We start from the raw sequence: 23,729 nt of genomic DNA on the forward strand, positions 1-23,729 counted from the left end.
GCAGCATACAGCTGATCATCTAGGTAGTTGAAGACGATATTGAGCCGTCGGGTGGTGCAGCGTGCGCAGGCCGACCGGCGGGGCGGAGCACCCGGTGAGGACGCCGGAAGTAACCCCGTCCGGCAGGGTGCCCGCACGACGACATCCCTTAACGGAGCGGCCAACCACCTGCGTTTGGTCTCTCAATGGGGTGTGCTGCTCACAGGGGCATGAGGACGCCCTCGGGATCCAAGGACGCGGCTTCGGCGAACTCCTCGAAGTACAAGTTCCCGAGCGACAGATTCGCGTGGACGTCGTGGACGGCAGCCGGACAGGTTCGGAACTCGCGGGGCAAGGGTGAGTCGATGAGTTCTTGGTAGTACATCGGGTCGAGATCCTCCTCCTCACCCCACACGTCAAGCGCGAGAAGCGCGCGCTGGAAGGACTGCACCGTCACACGGTCGACGACGAACACCACGCTCAGGGTCTCGTCCCGGCTGACGGCAGTGCGTATCTCGTCAGGCGCAACTCCCGCCCACACCGGATCGTCGACCAGATGGACACGGGCTTCGAACTCACCGTCCTCCCCCCAGGACTGCATCAGATCCGCCACCACCGCCTGCCAGGCGGGTTCGTCGGTGTAGTCGGTCCTGATGACCACGGCAGCGAACTCATCACGTCGAACGATTGCAGGCAGCACCGGAACGCGTCTCCCCTTTAGGCTCGGTTGGCGGTCGACTGTCTCATGGGGCACTGACACCACCCTCTCGTGACGCTTCACGTGCCAACATCACGCGCGTGGCCAGGAGCGCCCCTTCAGGAATCAGTTGGCGGTGCACCGTGACCATGGGGACTCGCTGACGGCAGGAAGCTGTACCGGCAGCGGTGCGGCTCGAGCCCCTCGGGCGGGCAGGATGCGGCGGCGAAGAGAGGGCGTCCAGCCCAGCCGACAACGGCGGGAGCGGTGTCGTGCTGCAGGTTCGAGCTCACGTCAGCACGCAGCAGTCGGCCACACTGCTACAGCGAGCGCAGCACCGCGACTACCTTGCCCAGGAACAGCCCGTCCTCGCCGAGCGGGATCGGTGAAAAGGCTGCGTTGCAGGGGGGAGCCAGGCGCCGTCGTCGGTGAGGCGCAGCTTCTTATGGAGCGGCCCGCCAAGGAAGGGGCGCGCGTCGGGGCTGTGCGCACGCTGCGGCCACGTGATCAAGAGGAGCCCCGTCAAAGGCCCCCGCCCAAGCCCTGCGGAGGAGGTCGAACCTGCGCTTCGCCGACAAGCGCATCGCCGACCTCGAAGCCCAGCTTCTTGAGGTGCGCCCATGAGCTCCACAGAGAAAAGGCGCGACGCTAATTCAAGAATTGAAAGAGTGGCACAACTGCACTCTCGACGTCTCGGATCAGGTCTGCAAGAGTTGGCATGATTGGCTCGCCGCTTACAATGATCCCTTCACCGAAGGCGACGTCGAAGGTGAATGAATGAGACGCACCAATTCCTTGCGCTGCGCTCTGCCTGGCCGCCTTCATTACCCGATAGACTTCCGCTCCATTCTGCAGAGGGTATTGGCGATCTGCTGGATTCAGGCCAACTACTACGGGATCTACGCCTGCGAAATCGGGATCCATGCCCGCGAAAGTGAAGGACACGTTCACGCTTGTATGGGCGGCGCCGACGGGGACGAGCAGTCGGTGCTTGTCCTCGATGTCGAGCCTGTGCAGGCGCCAGAAGCGATCGTCGCCACCCCGGAACGGCCGGAGTGCTTGCACCGCCGCCACTGCCGAAGCTGAGGCACCCAACAGGCGCCCCTCGAAAGATCCATTGAACTTCTTTTCGGTTTCCGAAATCGGAAACATGGTATTGATGCCGGGAGTGCCTCCGCCTGCTATCACTAGCCGCCAAGCGAGATAGTCCAAAGCTGACCGGGCGCAATGAACCGCATCACCCAGCGGCAAGCTAAGCGCGACGGGTGGCGGCTCTCTTACCTCAACGAGATAGACGAGATCCCCTGTCGTCTCATCCTCTTCGGGCTGCACGCCGAATGGCTCGCGGTCCAGATAGGACTTGATTCTGTCTTCCAGCTCCGCCAGGTGGCATCGCGACCGCTCGAACTTCAACCGCACTTCGTCTGCTGCTTGGCTCATGGCTTCATAGTCGCTCTGACTCCGGGGCGCACCAACAGATGGCAGCCCTCTGGCTACACCCAGCCTTGACGTCATTGGCCTACGTCCCTGACTCGTTCACGACGTGTCGGTCCAGCTCAGCAGCGATCAAGACGCGTCTACGGTCGGTAAACTGGACGAGGACGTCCTCTACCACTACGACGAGAGTCTCCAGCAGGTCGTCACCGATCCCGAACACCCCGCGAACCAGCAGCTCGGCATCGGCGACCTTCGGCCGCGGGCCTGGTTTGCCCCGTTCGGCAATGTCCGGCCCCGCAAAGCCACCCGGGGCTTCGCGCCCAGATTCTGGAACAGATCGCAGCAGGCGACCCTCCGGCCTTCTTCGCCAGCACCCCAGGACTGGCCGGGTCCGCGACGCCGCCCGCCCCGCCGGCCGTCGACCTACCCAAGGCCCTCACCGAGGAATTCGAGCCCTGGCGCCTGGAAGTCCCGCCCAACACCAGCGGCGAACACCTCGACCCCGACGAAGCCCACGAGCTCGTCGCACGACTCGCCGTGCAGCGTCCCACCGGGGCGAACGCGGCCACCACCATCCGCACCGCGGCGCTGGCCGCCCTGGTCGCCGCCACCGGCCGCACCGTGCGCGAACTCGCTTACCTGGACGTCACCGACCTCCAGCTCGGCCACCGCCCCGCGCGCATCCTCCTCGACACCGGCCCCCTCCCCCTCGACACCGCCACCGTGCGCACGCTCAAGAGGTGGCTGCGCCAGCGCGCCGGCATCACGGCCGCCCTCGAAGGCAGCGACCCCGGCTACCTGTGGATCCCACCAAGCAGGGCCGCCCCCGCCACGGCGTCGAGCAACCCATCCCGGGGGCGCGGCGTGCCGCCATCCGCACCCTCCACGCTGCCCACCGCCGCCTCGTCCTCGAACTCCTCGGTCGGCCCGTCCCGCCCCGCGCCCTTCTGCCCCGTTCGTGACCCACGAAGACACTCCCCAAAACGCGCGTTTCAGCACGGAAGTCCGGCCTGGCGTTTGGGGAAAAGGCATGGCACCAGGCCGCTCGACACCACCAATGCACGTGTACTCCCCTTCTCCCTGAGTCAGCTGGACATATGGTCCGGGCATGATGCCTCGTCACGCGCAACCGAGCCGGGAGGAACTGGAGCGCCGTATCGAGCGGGATCAGCGAAAGCTGGCCCGCGCGATTGACGCTCTGCGCAAGAAGGCCCCCGGGTCGCAGAATCACGCTGACCAGCTCAACAAGATCCACCGTCTTCGGCTGACGCTGGCCGGGCGGACAGAGCATCTCCAGCGCCTCGTGTAGTGCCAGGCCGCACGACTCCTTCGGTGTGTCGTCCAGCCGGGGACTGGTGGGCTTGTGGGGAGTGTCAGTGCCACCTGCGACGATGCGTGGAGGACGGCGGACGGCACCATCCATACCTCGGCCGTGTCCTACTCCCTGACCGCGGCCGAGGACCGGGAGAAGCAACTCACAGCGGACCACGCGGCGGTACGCATCGTGGAAGTAGCGATCGGCCAGGACGTGCCCGCCACCGTGCTCGCCGAGATGCGCACCGAGGCCGAAGCCCGGTTGATTGCCTCTTCCGCCTCCGCCACGCCCACGGCCTCGTGCTGATCCGGCTGCCTCTGGAAGCGTGCCGGTCCGGCAGGAGCAACTCCAGAAACTTGAACGCGTTCAAGATAGGGTGGTGTCCGGTTCGCTGAGCAACGGCGACGAGCGTGAGACCTGGGGGCGTGACCATGTGGCGACGACTGTGTTGGTTGGCTTCCTTCACCGCAGGGGCGGTCATGCTGACCTCGTCGTGCGGGCTGGCAGCAGCCATGTACGCGGCCGAGATTCCGGCAACGCAGCTGGCGGGACGATGGACGAGCAAAGCCGGCACGTCGCTGGTCTTCCACGAGGATCACACGTTCACCAGTGAGCACTTGAGCGGGCGGCCCTTCCCGCAGGAGTGCAGTACCGCGTCGGCCATAGCCTCCGGCCGCTGGGCCTTCTACGTCCCCGAGCGGAGCGCCGAGATGAAGGGCCTGCTGAGCGCTGACGAGGCCGCGGCCAAAGGCTTCGTCCTGGCGCTCTCAGCCGGCAAGTGCACGGTGGACGTCTACCTCTTCGGCGACGAAGACGACCCTGCGATGTGCCCGACCGACGACGCGGACGACGGCTGCCCTTCGGATACCTATCTCCACCGGACCAGCAAGCCCGGCGAGCCCAGGCGGCCGCAGTCTTAGCAGCCCGGCCTCGGCTGGTGCAACTCGGATGCGGGGCCAGGCCCATGGGGCGCAGACTCCTTCCCCATGGACAAGGCACACCGACGTCGTTTCGGCCCCGAGTTCGTCGCCGCCCAGCGCGAAAAGTACGGCCACCGCCAGCCTCAGGGCCGCATGCTTTCCTACGACCTGGCCGTGGAGGACAGATACGAGCCATGGCGCGCCTGGCTGGATGAACAGCTCGCACTCCTGCCCGAGAGGGAGGCCGAGGCGTTCGCGGCGAACCTGGGGCGCGACCAGAACTTCTGGCCCTACAACATCGAGCTCGCCGCCGGTGCCGCGCTGCGCGAGCGCGGCTTCACCGTGGAGTACGAGCGCCGGTGGGGCACGCTGACGCCGGACTGGACCGTCACCGACGCGGCGGGGGCACCCATCGCGCTGGTCGAGGTGCTCACGCACAGCCCTCCGAAGGCCATGTTCTCCCGTATGAGGGACTGGCATGAGCTGGCACAGCGCGTCAGGGAGATCCCGGTGCCTGTGGTGCTGACTGTGGCCGGGCATCCCGACCGTCCGCTTGATCCTCCCGTCGACGCCCGGGCCGCCAAGCAGATCGCCCAGGCCCTGCGCCGCTGGCTGCTGTCTCCCCTCGACCTGGTCAGCTTCACCAGCCATGGCTACACGTTCCGCATCATGGCCGATCACCGCACCGGTGGCCCGATACAGGCGCCGTTCCTGGGCGCCGTTCTGGAGGCGCCGAGCCAGATGGCCGGCGTCGTCTCCGCCCAGCCTCTGGCGGCCGTCGGGATCAAGGAGAAGCTGCACAAGTACCGGGACCTCGCCCAGGAGGCGAGCCTGCCGCTGATTCTTGCGGCCGGGTCCCACAGGTTCACCGGACTCACGGTTCGCCACTTCGACGACCTGCTGAGCGGGGCGAACACCGTGAGCGTCCAGTTCGGCTACGGGGACACTTTCATCCACCCCCCGATCGAGGTGCAGCCCGGCAGACCGCGACGGTGGGCCATGCCGCCCGACCTGGCCGGGGTTCTATGGATCGACCACGACAACTTCCCCTCCTTCACGACCCACTGGCGCCCCAACTCCCAAGCACTCCGCCCTGCGCCCGCCCCGTTCACGCCTGGTCACTAGCCGACGCTCCAGCTGTCGCCGTCCGTACGGCAGGGAAGGGTGAGCGTGGCTGCGTTCCAAGATGGTTGGATGGACCATTGCTTGCCGAGCTGCCCGGACAGGGGAACCCGCTGTGACGACCCTGCCCACGCGCGTCGACGGGGACGGCACCGAACGTCAGGCCAGTGCCAGGGAGACCCACCGCGCCGAGGGCACCTCCGCCCGTATCCGCGGTGAAGTCGCCGAGATCCGCACCGCCGCGGACGACCTGGCCGTCGGCACCGACTTCGACCGCTCCCTCTCCGCCTTCCTCACCGTCCAGGCCGAACTCCTCAAACGCCACGGCGCAACCGCCCAGCACGCCGACAGCCTCAGCCGCAACGACGACACCCGCGACGACCCGGGCATGTTCCCGACCGCCGCGCGCAGTGCCCTCCTCATCTCCCGCGCCCACCACGCCACCCACGGCGGCCACTGATGGCGGCCCCACCCCGCCGGGGCGAGCGGCTCCGCAAGATGGCACGGCAGCCCAGCGAACAGTTCACGCTGGCCCCTGGTGCCATCACGTCGGAACTGGACGAATACACGAGGCCGACGTACTGGCGGCTGTGCTGGTACGACGGACCGACCGAGGCACAGGTGCAGCGCGCCGCGAAGGAGCTCGACGCCGAGGCCCTGGACGGCGTGAAATTCTACCGCGATTACAGCCCTCTTGCCTGGGCCGTGCAGGCGATCCGGATGTCGATGACCCTCCCGCGGACGGCTACGAGCGGCCGTGGATCAGCGCATTCGACGCCCGCCAGCAGCTCGCCACCCTGAAGAACCCGCGGCCGCGCGATGCGCGTGAGCAGGCTTTGGCCGAGGTCCTCGGCGGCCACCGCTGGCTGAGCCGGGACTGCGGCTCATCCAGCCGGCTCGAGCCGGCTCCAGGTACGCCCTGCGGCTTTCGCCCAGGTGTCCAGCAGCCGGCGTGCCTCGGCCTGGGGGGCGGCCAGCCAGACTGTCTGCGACCCGCCGTGCGCCGGTGTGCCGGCCTCACTCCAGTCGATGCGGCCTTCGCTGCAGCACGCGCACAGGAGATGGAAGCTGCTCGCCGGCTCGGCGCCGAAGTCTTGGGCGAAGAACGCATCCACCAGGGCCTCGACATCGCCGGCTTCCGCCGCGTTCACGCTGACCTGAAGCGTCGGCAGGCTGGAGGGCTCGAAGAGCAGCAGTTCGTCGAAGACCGCGACCTGCTGGCCGTTGAACGTCCGCTCGCCGGTCGGCTCCCCGTCGTGCACGACGATCTCGCCGAAGCGGCGGCACCGTGTCACCGGCACGCTCACCACCCGCCCCCGTGTCGGGCAGAGCCGCTGGATCCAGACCACCTCGCGCTCTCCGCCCGTGTCCAGGCGGACGCACGCCATGCCGAAGGAGCCGTTGATCTCCCCCTCGCCGGGTGGCATGGGGATCCCGAAGCCCTCCCAGGCGTCCCGGGCGGTTGCCCAGTCGCGCTGGATCGTGGCCGCCACCCCCAGGTTCCAGAACGCCGGGTCCTGCTCGCCGCGCGGCGACCGGGCGGCGGCCTGGCGGCCCAGCTCGCAGGCCTTGGCCCAGTTGCGCAGGAACTTGTGGGCCAGCGCCGCGTCGTACCACCACCCCGCGCTGGGCCCCTCGTCCGGATAGTGCGCAAGGACCTGCTCATACAGCTCCGCGGAGCACAGCCACTGCTCCGCCTCCCACGCCTCCTCGGCCTGCTCCAGCAGCCTCTTCGCCTCGGACTTCTCCACCTACCGTGCCTCTCCTTGTGGTCAGAGCAGGAGTCTCGCATGTCCGTCCGAAAAGCTCCTGGCCAACCGGGCCCTGGAGGACCACAGACGTGGCAGACGCCAACAAGGCTGATGTGATCTCTCTCGCCGCCGTTTCGGCGAAACCCTGGCCATGTACAGCCCAGTGGGCATAGCTCACCCGCCCCCAGCCCTTAGCTCGTGCGCTCACCGGTGCCGCGATGGTTCGGGTGCGTCGGGCACCTTCTGGCGGGGAGGTCCGGGGCGCGGGCGGCGCGGTGGTGAGCCCAGGAGCGAGCCCGGCCATGGACTCTTGCCTGCCACCCCGAGGACACCTCACTCAGAACGAGCCGCACCCCACGCGCCACCAGGTCGTCTTCCCTTACCCGGCCGAGATAGAGCGAAGGCCGACCGTTAGTCCGCGACAAACGGGGTGTATCCGACGGGGACCTCGGTGACCTGCAGTTCGGAGAAGAGCAGAGTCAGCCGGTGCGCGTTGGTCTCGAGAAGGACGTCATGGAAGTCGATCCCCAGGGCATGCGACCAGCGAAGGGCGGCGTCCGTTGGGGGGAGTAGCTTCGCGCCGGGGTACATGGGATGCCATTTCACTCCCCAGACGAATCCGTCGAGGTCGACGCCGCTCTCGTGGTCGGTGAGGCGGTCATCGAGTGAGCGCTGCCATGTCATGGCTGGCAGGGACGTCTCGCAGCGGGCTTCGACGCAGTACCGGAACAGATACCGCAGATAGGACGGCTTGACCCCGGTGCTCGGGTCCGCCGTCATGTAGACAACGACCTCGTAGTCACGCATGTAGTTGGTGTAGCCGTGGTGCACGACGGCGTGATCGAAGGTCTCATCGAGCAGCTGCTCGAGTACGGCGGTATCCATGACGCCGTTCTACCTCAAGCCCCGGGCCTCCCGGCAACCGCGCTACGGGGCAGCGGCGGTGGCCGCATGCCGGTACGCGACGAGGGCATCAGCAAGGTGCGGCAGCGCGAAACCGTCGGCGGCCTCCAGCGCGGCGCGCAGGGCATCGGCATCCCCGTAACCCCCAGCGCGGACGCCGTCGAGGTGAGCCACCAGGGTGTCCAGGTGGTCGAGGAGCGCGGCGGTGCGGGCCTGGTCCTCGTCAAGGCAGCGCCACCACGCGTAGCGGCACGGGGGGGGGAAGGCGGGCCGGGGCGGCAGAGCGTCGCGGAGTGCTGTGGCACGGGTGTGCAGGACGCTGCGGACGGGCAGGCTCAACGCCTCGACCTCCGCATCTCGCTGATCGGTCCAGGTCACCTCTGCTCCCTCTGTCTGTTTCTGTCCATCAGGCCGTTTCCCACTGTGCCAGTCCCCGGGTAGCTGGTTGCCCCAGTAAACGATCAAGGCCGTTCCGGCCACCCGGCCCCCGGCAGGGGAAATACCTATTTGCGGCCACCACGTGGACGCAGGGCCGCCCCGACGACTACGGCTGACCGCACACGGGACACCACGGAATCCCGCCGCCGACTTCGCCACGGCCGGGAGGCAGCGAGATCGCAGCACGCCGCAGCGTCGGCCGCGGATCTGCATCCTCTGCCCGGTTGTGGGCACGGGGCTGTCCTGTGGGAGGGGCGCATCCGTAGGATCACGCCATGACTGCCGATGCCCCACTCACCCGCGAGTCGTTCCGCCGCCTCACGGCGATCAGCACGCCCAGGTCCGTGGCCCAGTTGCCCGATCGCATCTGGACCGACGAGGAGTGGGACCGGATACGGCGCGGATACCGCGCGCGGGACATGGACGAGAAGTAGAACGTCTTCGCCGAAGCCGATGTTGTCTTCCTGCACCGCAGCTGGACCGGTTACGGCGTCTATGAAGCGTCGTTCGGCCCCGTGGCGGCGGTGGGAGAAGGATCGTCTCCGCGGTGGTAGAGGGCGATGAGGAGCGCTACCGCAGCACGGGGGCCGAGTACGACCGTCTGATGATGGAGCTGATCATCAGCGCGATCGTCCTTGGCGAGCCGGCCGCCGACCTGCGAGCCGGACTTGTGGAGGTGACTGCTCGGGCTTCGGGCCGGAATGACCTTCCCTCCGGTGTGGTGGAGCACAGCGCTCTGGGGCTTCGCTCTGGATCATGACCTCTGGAACCCGGCGGTGTCGTTGCCGGGAGAGGATCGCCATGGTCTTCAAAACAACCAACCGCAGTGGGCATGAGGCCTGGCTGTGTGCATCGACGTCGAGCGCTTGGACGGGCGCTGAGGCCGACAGGCCCGGCCCGGCCCGGTAGCGGGCGCCATCGGTGCCGGCGAAGGACGGTTGGGGCTCCTGCTATGCAGGATCCCTGGGGCATGTCGGAACGGACCGGCGGCGCGGGTCGGTGGATGATCGAGTCGTCAGCAGCCCGGTGTCTTCTGCGTGTCCGCGGGGGCTGCTCGCGGGGGCTCCGCCCCGGCACCCGTGCCCTGACGACAGGGGCGGAGCCATCCAGCCGCCCGCCGTGGAGCAAGTGGCCGCTTCGGCCAGCCTGCCGGGGCATCGGTCCAAACGCGCCTCGACAGCCCGGACGCGGCGCTGCGCGGCCGGGCTGTCGAGGGGTTGATGGCGATCTCTGATTCAAGGAGCCCTATCAGGGTCGCCGGTCGTGCGGGCCGTGGTGTGCGCGGCCCGTCACTCAGGGGCTGGTGGGCCTCCTGGGGTCAGAACAGGATCCGGTAGGTGTTCCAGCCGCCGTTGCCGATCTTCACGCGCTGCTTGTACGGGGCGGCAGCGTTGCCGGTGCCCTTGTACAGCCACAGGGTGCCGTCGTTGCCGCGCGCGAGCAGGTCGCTCTTGCCGTCGAGGTCGACGTCGCCGCTGGAGAGGAGGGTGTTGTAGGTGTTCCAGCCCCCGCCGATCTTGGTGCGCTGGGCGAAGGGGGCCTTGTGGTTGCCGGTGCCCTTGTACAGCCACAGGGTGCCGGCCTTGTCGCGGGCGACGATGTCGGCCTTGCCGTCGCCGGTCAGGTCGCCGTTCCCGGCGATCTGCGTGTACTGGCCCCAGCCGCCGCCGACCGTGTACCGGGAAGTCAGCTTGCCGTTGCCGTAGCCCAGGTACAGGTAGAGCGTGCCGGACTTGTCACGGGCAAGCAGGTCACCGGCCTGGGCGCCGCCCAGGTTGCCCGGGGAGAGGACCTTGTCGTAGATGTTCCAGCCGCCACCGACCCTAAAGCTGCTGTCGCCGCCGTAGAAGAGGCTGCCCTGGGTGTCCGCCATCCAGAATCCGTCGGGAACGTTGTCGGCGTCGTTGTCCACCAGGGCGCCGTGCTTGAGGCCGCTGAAGTCGACGTCCTCGACCCGCTCGCGGTCGCTGAGACCGCCCTTCTCGTCCGGCCCGTACGCCCAGCCCCGGCCGGCGCGGTCCACGCCAAGCAGCGGGAAGACCGGAGCGTTGAGCCGGAACTCCTCGTCCTGCGGTGCGGCCGCCAGGGGCGCCTTGAACGTGTCGGTCTTGAACTGCCATGCGCGAACCGGGTGGTGGTCGTCGGCGGCGAACGCCGGGGCGGCCGTGCCGACGAGGGCGGCGGTCACCGCCGCGGCAGCCAGGCGGGCGGCTACGCGCCCACGCGTACGGCCAGTGGTCTTGGCCACGTATCTCTCCATAGGGTGCAAACGAATCTGCCGTGCCGTCGGCATCCACCCGACACATGGGGGACAAGCCGGAACACAGCACATGATCATTGAGATGATTGCATGCGATGTTTTCCTGTCAACGGGTTAAAAATCACACCCGAACGAAGGCCGGAACTCCTCAATCCCAAGGAGGCAGCCTTTATGAAGCACCGTTGAGTAATAGCCCCTCCGCAGTGCAGCCACCAGGCTTCCCCATTTCCCGGGTAAATGCACGGGCCGCAACCTGTGCGGCACTTACATCTCTCTGCCCGCCCAGCCGTACGATGGCCGCCCCCCGCTATACGGCTATCGCGCCCGCGAGGAGACAGCAACGGTTGCTCGTGCAACCGTTCATCGGGTACTGCCCGCCCTTCAGCACCCAGTCGCCGATGCCTCGGCGCGCCTGCGGCAGTAGGACGTGTATGGCTTCTGCACGGGCTGTCAGTCTGGCCAAGGCGCGCCGTTCCCTTCGGGTTCAGTCCCACCAGAACTCCCACGGGTGCGGGTTCGTCCGAATCCCGTTGCTGGTCGCGTAAGTTGATCGGCGGGGGCTGGCAGGTCTACAACACGATCACGGGTGTCGGCTACGTGACCGGTGACGGCAAGGCGGACCTGGTGGCTCGGGATGCCTCGGGCACCCTGCGGCTGTACCAGGGCACCGGCAACGCCACCGTCGCGTTCAAGACCCGCACCAAGATCGGCGGCGGCTGGAACACGTACACCACCCTGCTCTAGACGCTGTGCTGTAGCCCGCGGTGCGCCCAGCCGGGATCCAGCCGGGCGCACCGCTGTTTTCGTTGGTGGCACCCCGGCAGCGGCAGCCGCGCCGGAGTGTTCTCCGCACGGTTTCCGGCCCCTGGTGCCGCTGGCGAGGTGAGCGGAGGGCAGTGGAATCCTGTGCCCCGCTCGGCGGCCTGCCGCAGGGGTTCCGTACGATCGGCCCTCTGCCCGTACCGGCATACCCATGCCGCACCTGTCGCCGCGCGCGACCCAGCCAGAATTGTTCACCCCCGTGACCAGTATTTTCGTCGTCTTTGCGGCCGTGTCCATCCTCGTGCTGCTCATCCCCTCCGTCCGCCGTGCCCGCCTCAGGCGCTGGGCCCGCGACCACTTCGATCCGGCCCGCTACGGTCTCGTCGCACGTGACCAGCTCGATGCGAGCCGGCCCGGACCCCCGCCGCCGCTCGACCTGCGCAAGGAGACGCAGGCCGTCGCCGACGCCGCGTGGGACGGCGACTGGCACGCGGCGGCGGCGTTCGTCGATGCCGCCGGAACCGACTGGGACCTTCGCTGGTCGCGGCTGGAGGTGCTGCAGGAGATCGCCCTCCACCAGGACGCGTGGCTGGGGAAATGGCGCACGGCACAGCCCGGGAACGGCGACGCCGCGACCGTGTACGCGAGTGTGCTGCTGCACCGTGCCTGGCAGGTCCGGGGCACCGCCTACGCCCGCAAGGTCCCCGTCGGCAACATGACCCACTTCAAGGCGCTGCTGCCCGGTGTGATGGAGGCCGCGCAGCACGCCGCACGCCTGGCGCCCCAGGACCCCGCTCCGTGGGTCGTCATGGTGACGGCGGCGCGGGCTCTGACGTACACGCATGAGGAGTTCCACGGTCTCTGGGAGAACCTGACCGCCCGTGCTCCGTACCACTACGCGGGTCACTGGCAAGCCCTGCAGTACTGGTGCGAGAAGTGGCACGGCTCGCACAAGCTGATGCGGGACTTCGCCCTCCGCGCCGTGCGGTCCGCCCCGGCCGGCAGCCCACTGGCCGGCATCTACCTGCACTCCCTCGTCGAGTACGAGAAGGCCGCCGTCGGATTCGAGAAGGCCTCAGGCTCCCCCGGGGTGTCCGCCAACCGCGCGGTCAGAAAGATACTCATCCAGGTGGCGCACTGCCTGGACCAAGTACCCGAGACGAACGCGGAACTGCCCCGGCTGCGGCACCTGCTGGCCTATTACCTCGGCCAGGGCGGCCAGTTCGACGCCGCGCTGGAGCAGTTCCGGCTCATCGGCCCCTGGTGCGGCGCGGCCCCCTGGACCACAGCATCCGACCCCGTCGCGGCATTCGACCTCGCCCGCGCGACAGCCGCCCGCAAGAGCACCCCCACCAGCACCTGACTCCGCCCGCCCGCGGCGGGTGGGGACGGACGACGGGCTGCCGGACACGGTGGGCCGGGACAGGGACGGCACCCTGTGGCTGTACCACGGCACCAAAAACCCCACTGCCCCCTTCAAGACCCGCATCAAGATCGGGGGCGGCCGCAGCACCTACAACACCCTGTTCTCACCGTTGCGTTGCAGCCCCCGATGGTGCGCCCCGCCGAGACCGGCGGGGCGCACCGCTGCTTGCGCGGCGAGACGAGCGGTCATCACCTCGCGAGCTGGTGGCGGGGCCTCGCCTGGTCCGACGGGCCGTGGCACGACCACGATCCGGACGAAGACCTCGCGCCGGACCGTGAGCCGCCGGCGCCCGCCGAGATCGGCTCTCCCGTGGACGCCACCGTGGCCTTGTGGAACGTCGCGTTATTACCCAGCCCCAACGCCACGGACGTCGTCATGGGGAACGCGGAGTTACTCCGCGACGACCAGGCGGACGGTGCACTTCTCGGCCGCCCGGCAACCAGCCGATCCTTTAGGTCTAAGGAGGGCGGTCAAGGATGAGCGCAGCTCATCGCAGTCGCGACGCCGCAGGCGTCCTTGACGGCCCGCCTCAGACCGGACACTTCACAGCCGGGCGGCCCGACTCCCTTGCGCTCACTCGGATGGCACGAACGAACGGGGACGACGGAGCCGGTCTGGGGAATTACAAGACCGCTCACAGGCCTGAAGGCCGGGTGTCAGGAAGGCCTTTGCCCGCCGCGGGGGACCTGTGTTCAGGTTGCAGCCAGTAAGTCATCACGAGGGGGCGGAACATGCGTGGAATGTCGGGAATCAGACGCAGGGCAGCAGTCGCTGGTGGGGCGGTGGCTGTCGTGGGAGTACTGGCCGCGGGGTGTGGGCTGCCGTCCGAGGCCGTTGGGGAGTACGGGCCGGCGTCGAGCGACTTGTCGTTCTCGTACACCGGGGTCTCCAGCGAGGACGAGACGATCAACCAGACCGTGTCGATCCACAACACCTATCGCCGCTCGGTGGTCACGCTCTTGTCGTTCACCGCGCTGGACCGGGCACACCAGCCGATGCCGCAGGTCAAGGTGACCACGGTCTTCGGCAGTGACCGCGGGACTCTGGTGTCCCCTTATGGCTACAGCTACGACATCCTGCGGTTCTCCGGCCCGGGGCAGCACGAGGTGGCCGACGTCCAGGTGAAGGTGGACAAGGTCGTGGCGGCCGCGCCCCGGGTGGTCGCGGGCGAGCCGGTCACCACGCAGGCCCTGGACGACGCGGGCCGCGATATATCCCGGTTCGAACGGTTCTCCAAAGTCCGTTTGACCAACCCCAACACATGGCCGGTCTATGTCCGGGTCTCCTACCTGGTCTACGACCAGCCGCCCAAGGGCCAGAGCCAGCAGGTCATCTCCGCCACGCCCATCGGGGGCCTCACCCGCGTCCCCTCCCACGGCACCACCACCATCGAGGTGAAGGGCGAAGCCGCCACCGCCGTGGCACGCAACTCCGAGGGGCCGGCGGTCAGTATCAAGGCCTACGACTCCCAGTAGACGCCGCCCTGGACTTGGGGCCCGGCACAGTTGGCTCCTCGACGAGCTCCTCGCTCGGCCCTGCCCGCCTACGTAAAACTCCTAACGGAAAGCCCTCGCTCGTGCCGACTGGTGGTGCGCGTGCATCATGGCAGCAGTCCATGTGCGAGCGGGGGGGGGAGCGGGGATGGCTGACGAGAGCGCGATGGATCTCATTTGTCTGGCCGACGCAGAGAGCGGTGTCCTGATTCGGGTGTTGCGCCGCCATCTGCCCGGGGTGTTGCCGTGGCATGACTTCCTCGACGCTGAGATCGTCGTCACGAGCGGGTTCGCCAAGGGGCGCATGGATGTCTGCCTGGCCCCGGACGACCTGGACAGCTGGTCACAGGTGCTGGGTGCGCTCGCCACCGGGCGGGGCGCCGCATGGATGGACGACGGACGCAACCCCGAGATCCGATTCGAACCGCCCGACCAGAACGGACGCGCCGTGGTCGTGGTGGAAGACTTTGCCAGTACGGGGACGTCGGTCCAGGTTCCTGTGCATCTGGCTGAGGGATGGGCCGATGACCATCACGAACGGTTGCAGCGCGTCAGGAGCACCTGGCCTCGGGAAGTTACGGAGACCTCCCCAGGCGCCTACGCGTGGCGGCGCTGAGTCCTTGTCGGTCGGCGTCGGCAGATGAGCGGGCAGGCCAAAGCGAGGAGGGCCCCTCGCAACGATGATCAGTCCGAAGCAGGCCCGGCTGTAGTGCTGGCGTTCGACTCCGAGCTGGGCAGCATGATCGGCCGGGCTCCGTCCCGACTGGGCTCACCGTTGTGGGTGGTAGCGCATGCACTGCCCACTCGCATACATCGCGGGCTCGTCCCCGAACCAGGCCTGCTGGAGGGAGAGTTTGATGCCGTGCTCCTTCGTGCTGATTCCGGGCAGGCCCGGCTTGCCGGGGCGGTCCCACGGCTTCTCGTCCGTGACCGTCAGCCCCTCGGCCTTCCAGTCAGCGCGTAGGTGTGCGAGGGCGGTGAGGTAGTCGGCGCGGGTCGCATAGTGCAGCGTCCAGCTGTAGCGCGGCTCGCCGCGCGTCACGTCGTCCCGATGGCGAACCCAGACGTCATCCCGATGCGCCGCAGCTGAACCGACGCAGGTCACTGACCCCGCCGGCCTCTGGACGGCGGGGTCAGTCTGCGTGAGGGAAGAAGGTGCTGATGTTGTTCCACATGAATGCGTCCTTCCACTCCGGGCGGCCTTCTGCCCAGCCGCTGAGGGCGGTGATCACCTTCTCCTGGGATATCGTCCGGGTCTGGTAGTGCTCCGCCGCGGTCCCATCGCGGAATTCAAGCTGGTAGGTGTTGTCGTCCCTCAGCCACACCTGGACATACCAATCTCCGGCCGCCTCATCGTCGAGGCACTCGACGATGACGAAGGCGTTGCCCCGGCCAAGATTCGCCACCATCTGGCTCAACGCTGACGGCTTCGGGTTCCCCACCCGCCGACCTTGTTCATCTCTCGCTTGCAGCATGTCCCGATCATCGCCCACAGGTCTGACACGGGTCGAAGAGCAACCCGTCCTACTTGGCCTCGCTCACCAATGGCCTCAGTTGGTTCACTTCGTGAACCAACTGAGGCGAAGAGCGAGTCTGAGGAAAATTCGAGATCCGCATCACTACTGGTCGCTCTCACTGCCCGGGCGGTGTGGTGGGCTGGTGTAGGGACCGTTGTCCGGGCTGCGCACCCACACTGTCTGGGCGTGCGGGGTGACGGTCATGCCGAAGTCCCACTGCTCGGGACGACCGTGTTCACGCCACAACTGGTATCCGCTGCGCAGGTCGGCCCACAGGTCCTTCCCACTGTCGGAGATCTGCACCTGGGCGTTCGTGGTCAGTTCAGCGCGGACTGTGCGCCCGGTCTGGTCGCGCAGTTCCGCGCGGGGCTGGCCGTTGTGCTGCTCGACGGTGATGAGGATGTGCGGATGGGAGACGCGCAGCGCGAAGAGCAAATGGCCCGTGGCGAGGTCTGCGAGCAGTTCGGCGTCCGTGACGGCGCCGTGCCCGCTGGCGCGGAGCGTGGCCGGGACCGGGCTCGCCTGCGGGGTGTGGCGGTCGGGCATGAACAGGGCCAGGCCCTGTAGCCAGCCGGTGGCGGATTGGCCGTCGTCGGCGACGGTGAGCGCGAAATGCCCCATGCGGCCCCACGGGTAGACGATGCGTCCTGCGGGCCGGGTTGCTTGGATCCAGGGCCAGGGGAGGGTGTCGACGGCGTAGGTGGCGATCACCCGGTCGTACGGGCCCCGCTCTGGTGCGCCGAGGCTGCCGTCGCCGCAGCGAACCTCGACATCGCATCCGTGGGCCTTCAGGCGTCGTGCGGCAGCCTCAGCCAGTACAGGGTCGGTCTCCATGGACACGACCTGGCCGCCCGGTCCGGCCCGGTGCGCGAGCAGCGCGGCGTTCCAGCCGGCGCCGGTGCCCAGCTCCAGGACGCTGTGTTCGGGCTCCAGGATGAGGGAGTCCAGCATGTCGGCGACGACCGCCACGCACGAGAGGCTGGAGGTGGCCAGGCCGTCGGTGACCTGGATGACGGTGGAGTCGTCAGGCCCGGGGTAGACAAGATCAGCCCAACGCTCGGGATCGGTCGCACGGTCGGCCGACACCCATTCGTGGCCGTTCCAGGACCAGAGGGTGTCCGGTGCGAATGCGTGCCGCGGAAGCGCCGTCATCGCGTCGCGGACCCACGGGCTGTCCGCGTCCGGCCACAGGCCCCGCTCCCGCATAGCGCTATCCATCCGGGCCGCACCGGATGCCAGCCGCTGGTTCGTGATCACTTCCGGCGCTTCCCCGACCCTGACCCGGGGTTTTCCACCCTGCCGTCGGAGTTGTTGGGAGGCGGCTTCCCTCCGGACAGCGGGGGATCGTCCTTGCGGTGCTGCCCCGAGTCGCCGTCCTTGTCGTCTCCAGCCGCCATCTCCAGCCCCTTCCCGAAGGAATCCGGTGCCACGCCGCGTTGCTCCATTGCAGAGGAGCGAGGGGCGATGGTCATGCGCTTGCCTTTACACACCACGGTCTGCGCGGGCAGGATCAGCAGGCCCGCCTCGCCGTCCTGTCAGGCCGCGTCAATCCGGCGGATCTGGGCGGCCACGCCGCCCGCGCCAGCCATGAACACCGTCGGGTCGACTTCCCAGCCGCGCTCGGCCAGCCATGTCTCCAGTGCCGCCATCTCCGGTGCAGCATGACGGCAGCATCCCCGGGAAGAGCGATCCGTCGATCGAAAGCGCCTGTGCGGGCGCCAGCCGTAGGGTGCTGCGTGAGGGTCAGACGATGGGTCCGGGATTGCCCGGGGCGTGGGGGACGGCGGTCCAGGTCCAGGGCCGGGGGCCGTTGTGGCCGCGTAGGCAGGCGACGCGGTGGCGGGCCTCCGGGGCGGTGTGGGGGTGGTCGGTGGCGGTCTGGATGGCGTAGGTGGTCATGCGCAGTTCGCGGATGCCGCGCATGACGGGGAAGCCGTCGTAGTCGCGCACGTCGTGCCCGCCGTACGCGCTGACAAAGTTCTGGTACTGGCCCATGGGGATGGTGGCGGTGGTGTCGACCTTCACCGCGGTGGAGGTCAGATCCCACTCGGGCGGGCCGATGGCGGCAGAGTCGAGGTCCATCAGGTAGCAGTGCCCGCTGAGGGTGCGGGCGACGTTCCCGGCCCAGGCGTCGCCATGGAGGGGCGTCGGGGCGAGTCCGTCGTCCAGTCGGTCCCAGGCCTCGGCCAGTTCGTCGGCATAGCCGAGCAGCCAGGCCATGTCCGCCTCGGAGATCACGCTGTTGTGCCGGACCGCCTCGAGCCGGGTGCGGGCCTTGGCGGCGGGGTTGGGCATCAGCGTCAGGTGCGAGGGAGCGGGAAGGCTGTGCAGGTGGCGCAGGAGGCGGGCGACGTCTTCGTGCCGGCCCATCGTGTGCTCGGGCAGCTGTTGCCAGAAGGTAGCTGCGCGGTTGCCGGGCAGGTCGATGGCCGTGGCACGGGCGGGGCGCACCGCTGGGAGGTGGTGGTCGGCGAGCCACTGTGCGGTGAGGAGTTCGCGGTGTGCTGCCTGGCGGCGTCCGGGCCGGGTGAGGCGTACGACGACGTGGCCGGGCAGGGCCCAGATGGCGTTGTCGGCTATGCGGACGGGTTCGGCGCCGCTGAAGTCGAATCCAGCGGCGCGGCAGGCCTGTGCGACCAGCGGTCGTGTGTGCTGGGCTGCGGCGTCGCTGCTGGTGACCGTCACGTCGTTGCTCCCTGGGCTGTGGTGCGGGTGATGCGTTCGCACAGTTCGGCGGCCTCGGGCACGGTAACGCGCTGGCGGGTGGTGACACGTGCGAGTTCTTGCAGGCCCCAGTCGGCGCGGCCGGAACGGATGCGCGCGGCTTCCTGCAGGGCGAGGGCACCGATCGCGGCGGCTTCCTGGGCATCGCCCGTCAGCATGGCCAGCGTGGCGAGTTTCGTGCGGGAGAACACGCGGGAGCGCAGGTAGGCGTCGGTGTGCTCGGCCGACGCGGCGGCCGACGCTCGCCGGCGGCCTTGACGTGCTGGGGTTTGCGGGTGGACCTCGCGAGGTCGAACAGGGCATGCCCGGTGTCACCTTGGTGCTGGGCATGGTCGTAGTAGGACATCCATGGAGGTTCTTTGTCCGGGCTGGTATGGCTGAACTCCTCATCGGCCTTCCCGACAGCCCTCAAGGTGGCCTGCTCATCTCCCAAGGCGGCATAGGCCCGGGCGCCGGCGATCGCGAGCATGGCACGTTCGGAGGGGGTCAGGCGTTCGGCACGGACGCTGCCGACCTCCGCGTGGATCACGGCCTGGTCATAGTCGCCGGTCCAGATGGCATGGCGGGCGCGCCAGCTGTAGATCTTGCTGCGCAGGTGCCAGTTGCCGCCCGCTTCGGCGCAAGCGGCGGCGAAGGTGAAGGCCTGGCGGGCGTCGTCATGGGCGAAGGCGTCGAAGCAGACGGCACCCGTGACCATGCCCAGGTGCGCAACGGCGCAGTACAGCTCGGACTGCAGGGCACCGGGGCAGGCCACGCCCAGCAGCCGTGAGGCCCACGCCAGTTGCTGCGTGCCGGTCTGGCGTACCAGTCCTCCGCCGCCGTTTAAGTTGTGCCATTGCGACAGGTTCAGCGCCGCCTGCTGGACTTCCTCCACGTCGTTGGCCAGGACCTGCTCGGGCAAAGCCGCAGAGGTCAGTCGCGCCAGAGCCGCCAAGGGCGCCCCCGCGGTCTGCGGTGCGCCGCGGTCCGCTTCGGGGCCGTCGGGATCAAGACCGAGGACGTGCGCGATGTGGGGCCACCAGTAGTCGGGGGTGCGTTTGCCGGTCATCCACCGGTTGGCGTTCGCCCGGTGCACCCGGTCCGGGTCGCCGCTCTCGGCGATCCCCACGGCCCGGGCCAGAGCGGTCGAGCCCCATCCCCTTTGCCGGCACGCCTGCCGGATCAGCTCGCTCCTGTCCATCTCGTCACTCCACCCTGGACTACACGGGACTACAGGGGACTACACGGGATTCCTTCCCGCCGCAGCCGCCCGGTCGTTGAATGAACCGCACTCGATCATCCACCAACTTGCCGCGGAAGGCGCCGAGTTCGCGGGATCGGCTCTGCCCACCAGGGCTGTGAGGCATCGTCGTTGAGCATGCAAGGAAGGGAGACCGTCATGGGGCGCACGAATGGGACCTCCGGCAGCGACCAGAGCGAGGAGGGCGACATCTACGGCGCTGGACAGGGCGACACCGGAAACGGCCAGGGCCACGGTAGTGACGAGGACCGCATGGGTGGCGGCGCCCCCAGCGACAGCTGACTGCGGCATAAGGAGACGGACCCGATGGACGAGCAGCAGCACATCGCCCAGTGCATTGAGACGATCAGCATGTACAGGGGCGGCTACTTCAACGACCGGCCCTGGCTGCGCGACGTCTTCGAGTCCGTCTCCCGCGCCCACTTCGTACCCGAACGGGTGTGGTGGCCCGAGCGGGACACCGACGGCTTCTACCCGGTGATCGACCGCACCACGGAACCCGAACGCTGGCTCGAAGCCGTCTACACGCCGCGGATCGCTCTGATCACCCAGATCGAGGACGGCAAGATCAGCCCCCAGGACGGGCCCACCCGCTCGAACGCGTTCACATCCTCGATCTCCTGTGCGGCTGTCGTCGTGCAGATGCTCCACCATCTTGACCCGCAGCCGGGTGAGAACGTCCTGGAGATCGGCACCGGCACCGGCTACAACGCCGCCTTGCTCGCTGCCCGGGTCGGCGCAGACCATCTGACGACGGTGGAGGTCGACCCGGTCACCGCAGAGCGGGCCCGCACGGCATTGCACAGCCGGGGCGTGCCCGTCCCGACCGTGGTCGTCGCCGACGGAGAGAACGGCTACGGTCCCCGCGCTCCGTACGACCGGCTGATCAGCACCGCGTGCGTGCGGCAGATCCCGCCCGCCTGGCTGGAGCAGATGCGGCCCGGCGGGACGATCCTCACACCGCTCGCCACCCCGTTCGGCGACGACGCCCTGGCCCTGCTCGTCGCCGACCGCCAAGGGCACGCGCGCGGGCGCCTGGTGGCCGCCGTGAACTTCATGCGCGTCCGCTCCCAGCGCGAGCGCCGCCCCTGGCGCGACCTGGGCTGGCCGCGCCTGACCGACTTCGAACTCACCGCCGGCCCCACCGAGCAGACCGTCCGACAGCACTGACTTGCCTGCCCTCCCTAAGGAGCGGTCGTGACCCCTGTTCCAGCCCTGCCCGCCGCTCCCGCGGAGTTGACAGGCGAAGTAGAGCGCTCAGACCGCACGATCCGGCGATCGTTCGGATGGCCGCTACGGCTGTGCGGCACAGCGAAAACCGGTGTCGTTGTCCTTCATGGACGCGCTGGCGGCGTTGTGCAGGTGAGGCGCGGCTCGCTCCAACGGGGAGGTGAACGCGCTGCCTTTCAGCGCGTACCGGCCGCTGCGAGGTTCCTCTTCGGAGGAGCACCATTCCCAGACGTTGCCGCACATATCGAAAACGCCGTAGGGACTGACGCCGGACTGGTAGCGGGTGACGGGCGTTGTGGCGTCTATGCCGGTCTCGGCGACGTTGGCCTTGGCGGCGGTGGGTTCGTCGCCCCACGGATAGGTGCGGCCGCGCGGGCCGCGGGCGGCTTTTTCCCACTGCCGGGCGGTGGGCAGCGTCTTTCCTGCCCAGTGGGCGTAGGCGCTGGCGTCGTGCCAGGTCACCCAGACCACCGGGTGGATGGCCAAGCCGGCGGGGCAGCGGCCCTGGGGCCAGTGCTGGGGCGGCCGGTGGCTGGTTGCGTTCACGAACCTCTCGTAGTCGGCGTTCGTCGTCGGGTACACGTCGATGAGGAAAGCGTCGAGCCACAGCGACCGGTTGTCGGGCCCGCAGAGGTAGACGCCCTCCTCCACGAGGGCCATCAGCTTCCCGTCGGCGAGTCGTCGGCGGGTGCCCGGGTGGGTGCGCAGCAGTTCTTCGACGCGAGCGTCGTGTTCGGCTGCGGCCCGCTCGGTCAGCAGGGCTGCGAAGCGCTGCTGCACGTCCCGGGGGCACCATGCCAGGACGGTGTCGAGGGAGCGCTGGTTGGGGAGGCTGAGTTCGATAGTCTCTCCGCGTCCCTCCCAGCGGGGGATCTGGCGGGAGTTGACACCGAGCATCTCGGCGAAGGCCTTGCCGGACATGCGCATCGCCACGCGCAGAAGACCGGCTTCGCGACCGGTCCACTTGACCACTGCCGCCACGGGCTCGTCCTACAGCGTCTCGCCCGGGACAGACAGGTAAGCCTGCCGCAGCCGGTTAAGGACCGGATGCTCGGTGGGCAGGGTGGCGCTGTCGATGGCGCACACAGCCCTGACGCCGATGCTGGTGTTGGTGGCGAAGGCAGCCGCCATGGCCTTGGCCTGGTCCAGAGTGACCGTGGCGAGGCGGTGTTCGGCCTGTTCCTGGAGAAGGGCCATGGTGACGCCGGGCAGGACACGTGCCTGAGGCCACACGACCGTGCCGTCCTGGTCGATGAAGCCGATGTTCCACGTGCCGCCCTCGGAGACGAAGCCGTCGCGGCCGACGAAAAGGGCATCGCCGAAGCCCGCGAGCTGGGCGGTGCGGCGGGCGCGCAGGGCTCCGAAGAGCCCGACGTGCTTGACCTCGGGCAGGTCACGCTCGTATGGCACGCTCATGGCGCGCAGTGGTTCCGGAGGCAGGGCGCCGGCGCCGCGCACGGAGACCAGGATCCGGGGGTCGTCGGCGTCGCCGGGGTGCCCGATCTCGACCGCCGGGTCGTAGACGGTCACGCGGACCACGCACGCTCCGCTCTGCCCGTGGAGACTCTCGCGCACGTAGGTGCGTACGGCGTCGGTGTCCAGGTCGGCGTCCCACACGATTTTGCTGTCGCGGGCAAGACGTTCCATGTGCAGGGTCAGGCCGCGGATCGTTCCGTCGGCATCGACACGCATCGAGGTGAAGTGCCCGGTGTTGGTGAGGGCCAGGGGCAGCAAGTCGTCTGCGGAGACCGGCATTCCATCAAGAGTCGCCATGGCGTCAGCATGCCAGGGCGGCCGCCTGATAGGGCACCCCGGCCAGCCTTACTGACGAGTCAACGTCATCGTCAGGTCATTCCCCCGGCCGTGCGCTCGGTGTTCGCTGGTCATCGTGCGAACACGCGGAGTGATCGACTCGGCGCGGCTGACGCGCGCTTTCAACCCGTACCTCCCGGAGGCATCCGATGACCCTCACTGCGGCCGCCGCATCGGCCGCGTCACCCACCGCATCCTTGAGCCAGCGCTTTACGGCGGCGTTCGCCCCAGATCCGGCCCGTGTACCCGATCTACGCCGGCTTACCTCCGAGCACCTGTGCCGGTGGAAGGTGTTCGGCGCAGTCGCCGAGGACATCGTCCTCGCCGTCTCCGAGCTCGTCACCAATGCTGTCCAGCATGGTCATGGCGAGGGGACCCTCACGGTTCGCTATGACGCTGGCGCCCTGCACATTGAGGTCGCCGACCACAACCGGGCGCCGGCCACGGTCCGTATGGCTCGCGAGGATGACGTATCGGGACGTGGCTTGCTCCTCGTAGACGCGCTTGCCGAGAAGTGGGGCGTCAGCAACGAGGGCACCACGACGTGGTGTCGCTTCGTCATCCGCACGACGACTCCCCCCTTGTCTGTTGCCCTGCCAGCGAAACCGGTTTTGGCGGCTGTCCGGCGATCGGGCAGGGATCCGGCGTGGGATTGACGGTGCAGGTCACACGAACGACGTCCCGGAGCGCTGACCGGCGACCC

General features: G+C 68.5%; 29 protein-coding genes. 14 read left to right on the top strand and 15 right to left on the bottom strand.

Going from position 1 to position 23,729, the window contains the following annotated elements; genetic code table 11:
* Positions 1 to 199 precede the first annotated feature (199 nt).
* The 3 genes from ABD236_RS23215 to ABD236_RS23225 all read right to left on the bottom strand — a co-directional run bounded on the left by ABD236_RS23215 (position 200) and on the right by ABD236_RS23225 (position 2,782).
* The gene (locus ABD236_RS23215; RefSeq protein ID WP_344076307.1) at positions 200 to 760 is read right to left on the bottom strand and encodes a DUF6924 domain-containing protein; all 561 of its coding nucleotides are present in this window, start codon (positions 758 to 760) and stop codon (positions 200 to 202) included.
* A gap of 564 nt (positions 761 to 1,324) precedes the next feature.
* Positions 1,325 to 2,116: a hypothetical protein gene (locus tag ABD236_RS23220; protein WP_344076309.1), complete on the bottom strand. Its 792-nt coding sequence runs from the start codon at positions 2,114 to 2,116 to the stop codon at positions 1,325 to 1,327.
* 420 nt (positions 2,117 to 2,536) lie between these two features.
* A complete protein-coding gene (locus ABD236_RS23225) occupies positions 2,537 to 2,782 on the bottom strand; it encodes a hypothetical protein (RefSeq protein ID WP_344076311.1) in 246 nt (81 codons plus the stop codon).
* Positions 2,783 to 3,221: 439 nt separating this feature from the next.
* Here ABD236_RS23225 and ABD236_RS23230 point away from each other — a divergent pair, with 439 nt between their 5' ends.
* The 6 genes from ABD236_RS23230 to ABD236_RS23255 all read left to right on the top strand — a co-directional run bounded on the left by ABD236_RS23230 (position 3,222) and on the right by ABD236_RS23255 (position 6,271).
* Positions 3,222 to 3,422 carry a hypothetical protein gene (locus tag ABD236_RS23230; protein WP_344076314.1) on the top strand — a complete coding sequence of 67 codons (201 nt, stop codon included), beginning with the start codon at positions 3,222 to 3,224 and terminating at the stop codon, positions 3,420 to 3,422.
* 123 nt (positions 3,423 to 3,545) lie between these two features.
* On the top strand, positions 3,546 to 3,734 hold the full coding sequence (locus ABD236_RS23235; protein ID WP_344076316.1) for a hypothetical protein: 189 nt from the start codon (positions 3,546 to 3,548) through the stop codon (positions 3,732 to 3,734).
* A 173-nt stretch (positions 3,735 to 3,907) separates the two neighbouring features.
* Complete coding sequence (locus ABD236_RS23240) at positions 3,908 to 4,348, top strand: hypothetical protein (protein WP_344076317.1); 441 nt, start codon at positions 3,908 to 3,910, stop codon at positions 4,346 to 4,348.
* Between the two features lie 66 nt (positions 4,349 to 4,414).
* Complete coding sequence (locus tag ABD236_RS23245; RefSeq protein WP_344076318.1) at positions 4,415 to 5,473, top strand: hypothetical protein; 1,059 nt, start codon at positions 4,415 to 4,417, stop codon at positions 5,471 to 5,473.
* Positions 5,474 to 5,585: 112 nt separating this feature from the next.
* The gene (locus ABD236_RS23250; protein ID WP_344076320.1) at positions 5,586 to 5,930 is read left to right on the top strand and encodes a hypothetical protein; all 345 of its coding nucleotides are present in this window, start codon (positions 5,586 to 5,588) and stop codon (positions 5,928 to 5,930) included.
* A gap of 38 nt (positions 5,931 to 5,968) precedes the next feature.
* The gene (locus tag ABD236_RS23255) at positions 5,969 to 6,271 is read left to right on the top strand and encodes a hypothetical protein (protein WP_344076322.1); all 303 of its coding nucleotides are present in this window, start codon (positions 5,969 to 5,971) and stop codon (positions 6,269 to 6,271) included.
* A gap of 83 nt (positions 6,272 to 6,354) precedes the next feature.
* Here ABD236_RS23255 and ABD236_RS23260 read toward each other — a convergent pair whose 3' ends face one another.
* The 3 genes from ABD236_RS23260 to ABD236_RS23270 all read right to left on the bottom strand — a co-directional run bounded on the left by ABD236_RS23260 (position 6,355) and on the right by ABD236_RS23270 (position 8,502).
* Positions 6,355 to 7,221, bottom strand: a complete 867-nt coding sequence (locus ABD236_RS23260; protein WP_344076324.1) for a tetratricopeptide repeat protein — start codon at positions 7,219 to 7,221, stop codon at positions 6,355 to 6,357.
* A 411-nt stretch (positions 7,222 to 7,632) separates the two neighbouring features.
* A complete protein-coding gene (locus tag ABD236_RS23265) occupies positions 7,633 to 8,106 on the bottom strand; it encodes a YxiG-like protein (RefSeq protein WP_344076326.1) in 474 nt (157 codons plus the stop codon).
* A gap of 42 nt (positions 8,107 to 8,148) precedes the next feature.
* A complete protein-coding gene (locus tag ABD236_RS23270; RefSeq protein ID WP_344076328.1) occupies positions 8,149 to 8,502 on the bottom strand; it encodes a hypothetical protein in 354 nt (117 codons plus the stop codon).
* Between the two features lie 335 nt (positions 8,503 to 8,837).
* On the opposite strand from ABD236_RS23270, the gene ABD236_RS23275 reads away from it, so the two are divergent.
* A complete protein-coding gene (locus ABD236_RS23275; RefSeq protein WP_344076330.1) occupies positions 8,838 to 8,996 on the top strand; it encodes a hypothetical protein in 159 nt (52 codons plus the stop codon).
* A gap of 884 nt (positions 8,997 to 9,880) precedes the next feature.
* Here ABD236_RS23275 and ABD236_RS23280 read toward each other — a convergent pair.
* Complete coding sequence (locus ABD236_RS23280; RefSeq protein WP_344076332.1) at positions 9,881 to 10,810, bottom strand: FG-GAP repeat domain-containing protein; 930 nt, start codon at positions 10,808 to 10,810, stop codon at positions 9,881 to 9,883.
* A 558-nt stretch (positions 10,811 to 11,368) separates the two neighbouring features.
* On the opposite strand from ABD236_RS23280, the gene ABD236_RS23285 reads away from it, so the two are divergent.
* From ABD236_RS23285 to ABD236_RS23300, 4 genes are all read left to right on the top strand, one after another.
* Positions 11,369 to 11,566 carry an FG-GAP repeat domain-containing protein gene (locus ABD236_RS23285; protein ID WP_344076334.1) on the top strand — a complete coding sequence of 66 codons (198 nt, stop codon included), beginning with the start codon at positions 11,369 to 11,371 and terminating at the stop codon, positions 11,564 to 11,566.
* Between the two features lie 277 nt (positions 11,567 to 11,843).
* Positions 11,844 to 12,947 carry a hypothetical protein gene (locus ABD236_RS23290; protein ID WP_344076336.1) on the top strand — a complete coding sequence of 368 codons (1,104 nt, stop codon included), beginning with the start codon at positions 11,844 to 11,846 and terminating at the stop codon, positions 12,945 to 12,947.
* 845 nt (positions 12,948 to 13,792) lie between these two features.
* On the top strand, positions 13,793 to 14,485 hold the full coding sequence (locus ABD236_RS23295) for a hypothetical protein (protein ID WP_344076338.1): 693 nt from the start codon (positions 13,793 to 13,795) through the stop codon (positions 14,483 to 14,485).
* Between the two features lie 166 nt (positions 14,486 to 14,651).
* Complete coding sequence (locus ABD236_RS23300; RefSeq protein ID WP_344076340.1) at positions 14,652 to 15,119, top strand: DUF5959 family protein; 468 nt, start codon at positions 14,652 to 14,654, stop codon at positions 15,117 to 15,119.
* Between the two features lie 153 nt (positions 15,120 to 15,272).
* On the opposite strand, the gene ABD236_RS23305 is transcribed toward ABD236_RS23300, so the two are convergent.
* The 6 genes from ABD236_RS23305 to ABD236_RS23330 all read right to left on the bottom strand — a co-directional run bounded on the left by ABD236_RS23305 (position 15,273) and on the right by ABD236_RS23330 (position 19,924).
* Positions 15,273 to 15,545, bottom strand: a complete 273-nt coding sequence (locus tag ABD236_RS23305; protein WP_344076342.1) for a hypothetical protein — start codon at positions 15,543 to 15,545, stop codon at positions 15,273 to 15,275.
* A gap of 91 nt (positions 15,546 to 15,636) precedes the next feature.
* A complete protein-coding gene (locus ABD236_RS23310; RefSeq protein ID WP_344076344.1) occupies positions 15,637 to 15,978 on the bottom strand; it encodes a hypothetical protein in 342 nt (113 codons plus the stop codon).
* A gap of 144 nt (positions 15,979 to 16,122) precedes the next feature.
* Positions 16,123 to 17,226 carry a protein-L-isoaspartate O-methyltransferase family protein gene (locus tag ABD236_RS23315; RefSeq protein WP_344076346.1) on the bottom strand — a complete coding sequence of 368 codons (1,104 nt, stop codon included), beginning with the start codon at positions 17,224 to 17,226 and terminating at the stop codon, positions 16,123 to 16,125.
* Positions 17,227 to 17,763: 537 nt separating this feature from the next.
* The gene (locus ABD236_RS23320) at positions 17,764 to 18,705 is read right to left on the bottom strand and encodes a phosphotransferase (protein WP_344076348.1); all 942 of its coding nucleotides are present in this window, start codon (positions 18,703 to 18,705) and stop codon (positions 17,764 to 17,766) included.
* Positions 18,702 to 18,902 carry a hypothetical protein gene (locus ABD236_RS23325; protein ID WP_344076350.1) on the bottom strand — a complete coding sequence of 67 codons (201 nt, stop codon included), beginning with the start codon at positions 18,900 to 18,902 and terminating at the stop codon, positions 18,702 to 18,704. The genes ABD236_RS23320 and ABD236_RS23325 overlap by 4 nt, the downstream gene beginning before the upstream one ends.
* Positions 18,896 to 19,924 carry an NsdA family TPR-like regulatory protein gene (locus ABD236_RS23330; RefSeq protein ID WP_344076352.1) on the bottom strand — a complete coding sequence of 343 codons (1,029 nt, stop codon included), beginning with the start codon at positions 19,922 to 19,924 and terminating at the stop codon, positions 18,896 to 18,898. The genes ABD236_RS23325 and ABD236_RS23330 overlap by 7 nt, the downstream gene beginning before the upstream one ends.
* 198 nt (positions 19,925 to 20,122) lie before the next feature.
* Between ABD236_RS23330 and ABD236_RS23335 the strand changes: the two genes are divergently transcribed.
* On the top strand, positions 20,123 to 20,266 hold the full coding sequence (locus tag ABD236_RS23335; protein WP_344076354.1) for a hypothetical protein: 144 nt from the start codon (positions 20,123 to 20,125) through the stop codon (positions 20,264 to 20,266).
* A 24-nt stretch (positions 20,267 to 20,290) separates the two neighbouring features.
* Entirely contained in the window at positions 20,291 to 21,154 is an 864-nt protein-coding gene (locus ABD236_RS23340; protein ID WP_344076356.1) for a methyltransferase domain-containing protein, read from the top strand.
* Positions 21,155 to 21,277: 123 nt separating this feature from the next.
* Here the strand turns inward: ABD236_RS23340 and ABD236_RS23345 are convergent, their stop codons facing one another.
* Together ABD236_RS23345 and ABD236_RS23350 are read right to left on the bottom strand one after the other, a co-directional pair.
* Positions 21,278 to 22,195: a formylglycine-generating enzyme family protein gene (locus ABD236_RS23345; protein WP_344076358.1), complete on the bottom strand. Its 918-nt coding sequence runs from the start codon at positions 22,193 to 22,195 to the stop codon at positions 21,278 to 21,280.
* 9 nt (positions 22,196 to 22,204) lie between these two features.
* Positions 22,205 to 22,987: an aminotransferase class IV family protein gene (locus tag ABD236_RS23350; protein ID WP_344076360.1), complete on the bottom strand. Its 783-nt coding sequence runs from the start codon at positions 22,985 to 22,987 to the stop codon at positions 22,205 to 22,207.
* Between the two features lie 188 nt (positions 22,988 to 23,175).
* On the opposite strand from ABD236_RS23350, the gene ABD236_RS23355 reads away from it, so the two are divergent.
* Positions 23,176 to 23,682, top strand: coding sequence for an ATP-binding protein (locus tag ABD236_RS23355; protein WP_344076362.1), 507 nt, complete (start codon positions 23,176 to 23,178; stop codon positions 23,680 to 23,682).
* Positions 23,683 to 23,729: the final 47 nt, after the last annotated feature.

Origin of the sequence: Streptomyces crystallinus, from assembly GCF_039521265.1 — a bacterium.
In the GTDB taxonomy this organism is placed as follows: Bacteria; Actinomycetota; Actinomycetes; order Streptomycetales; family Streptomycetaceae; genus Streptomyces; species Streptomyces crystallinus.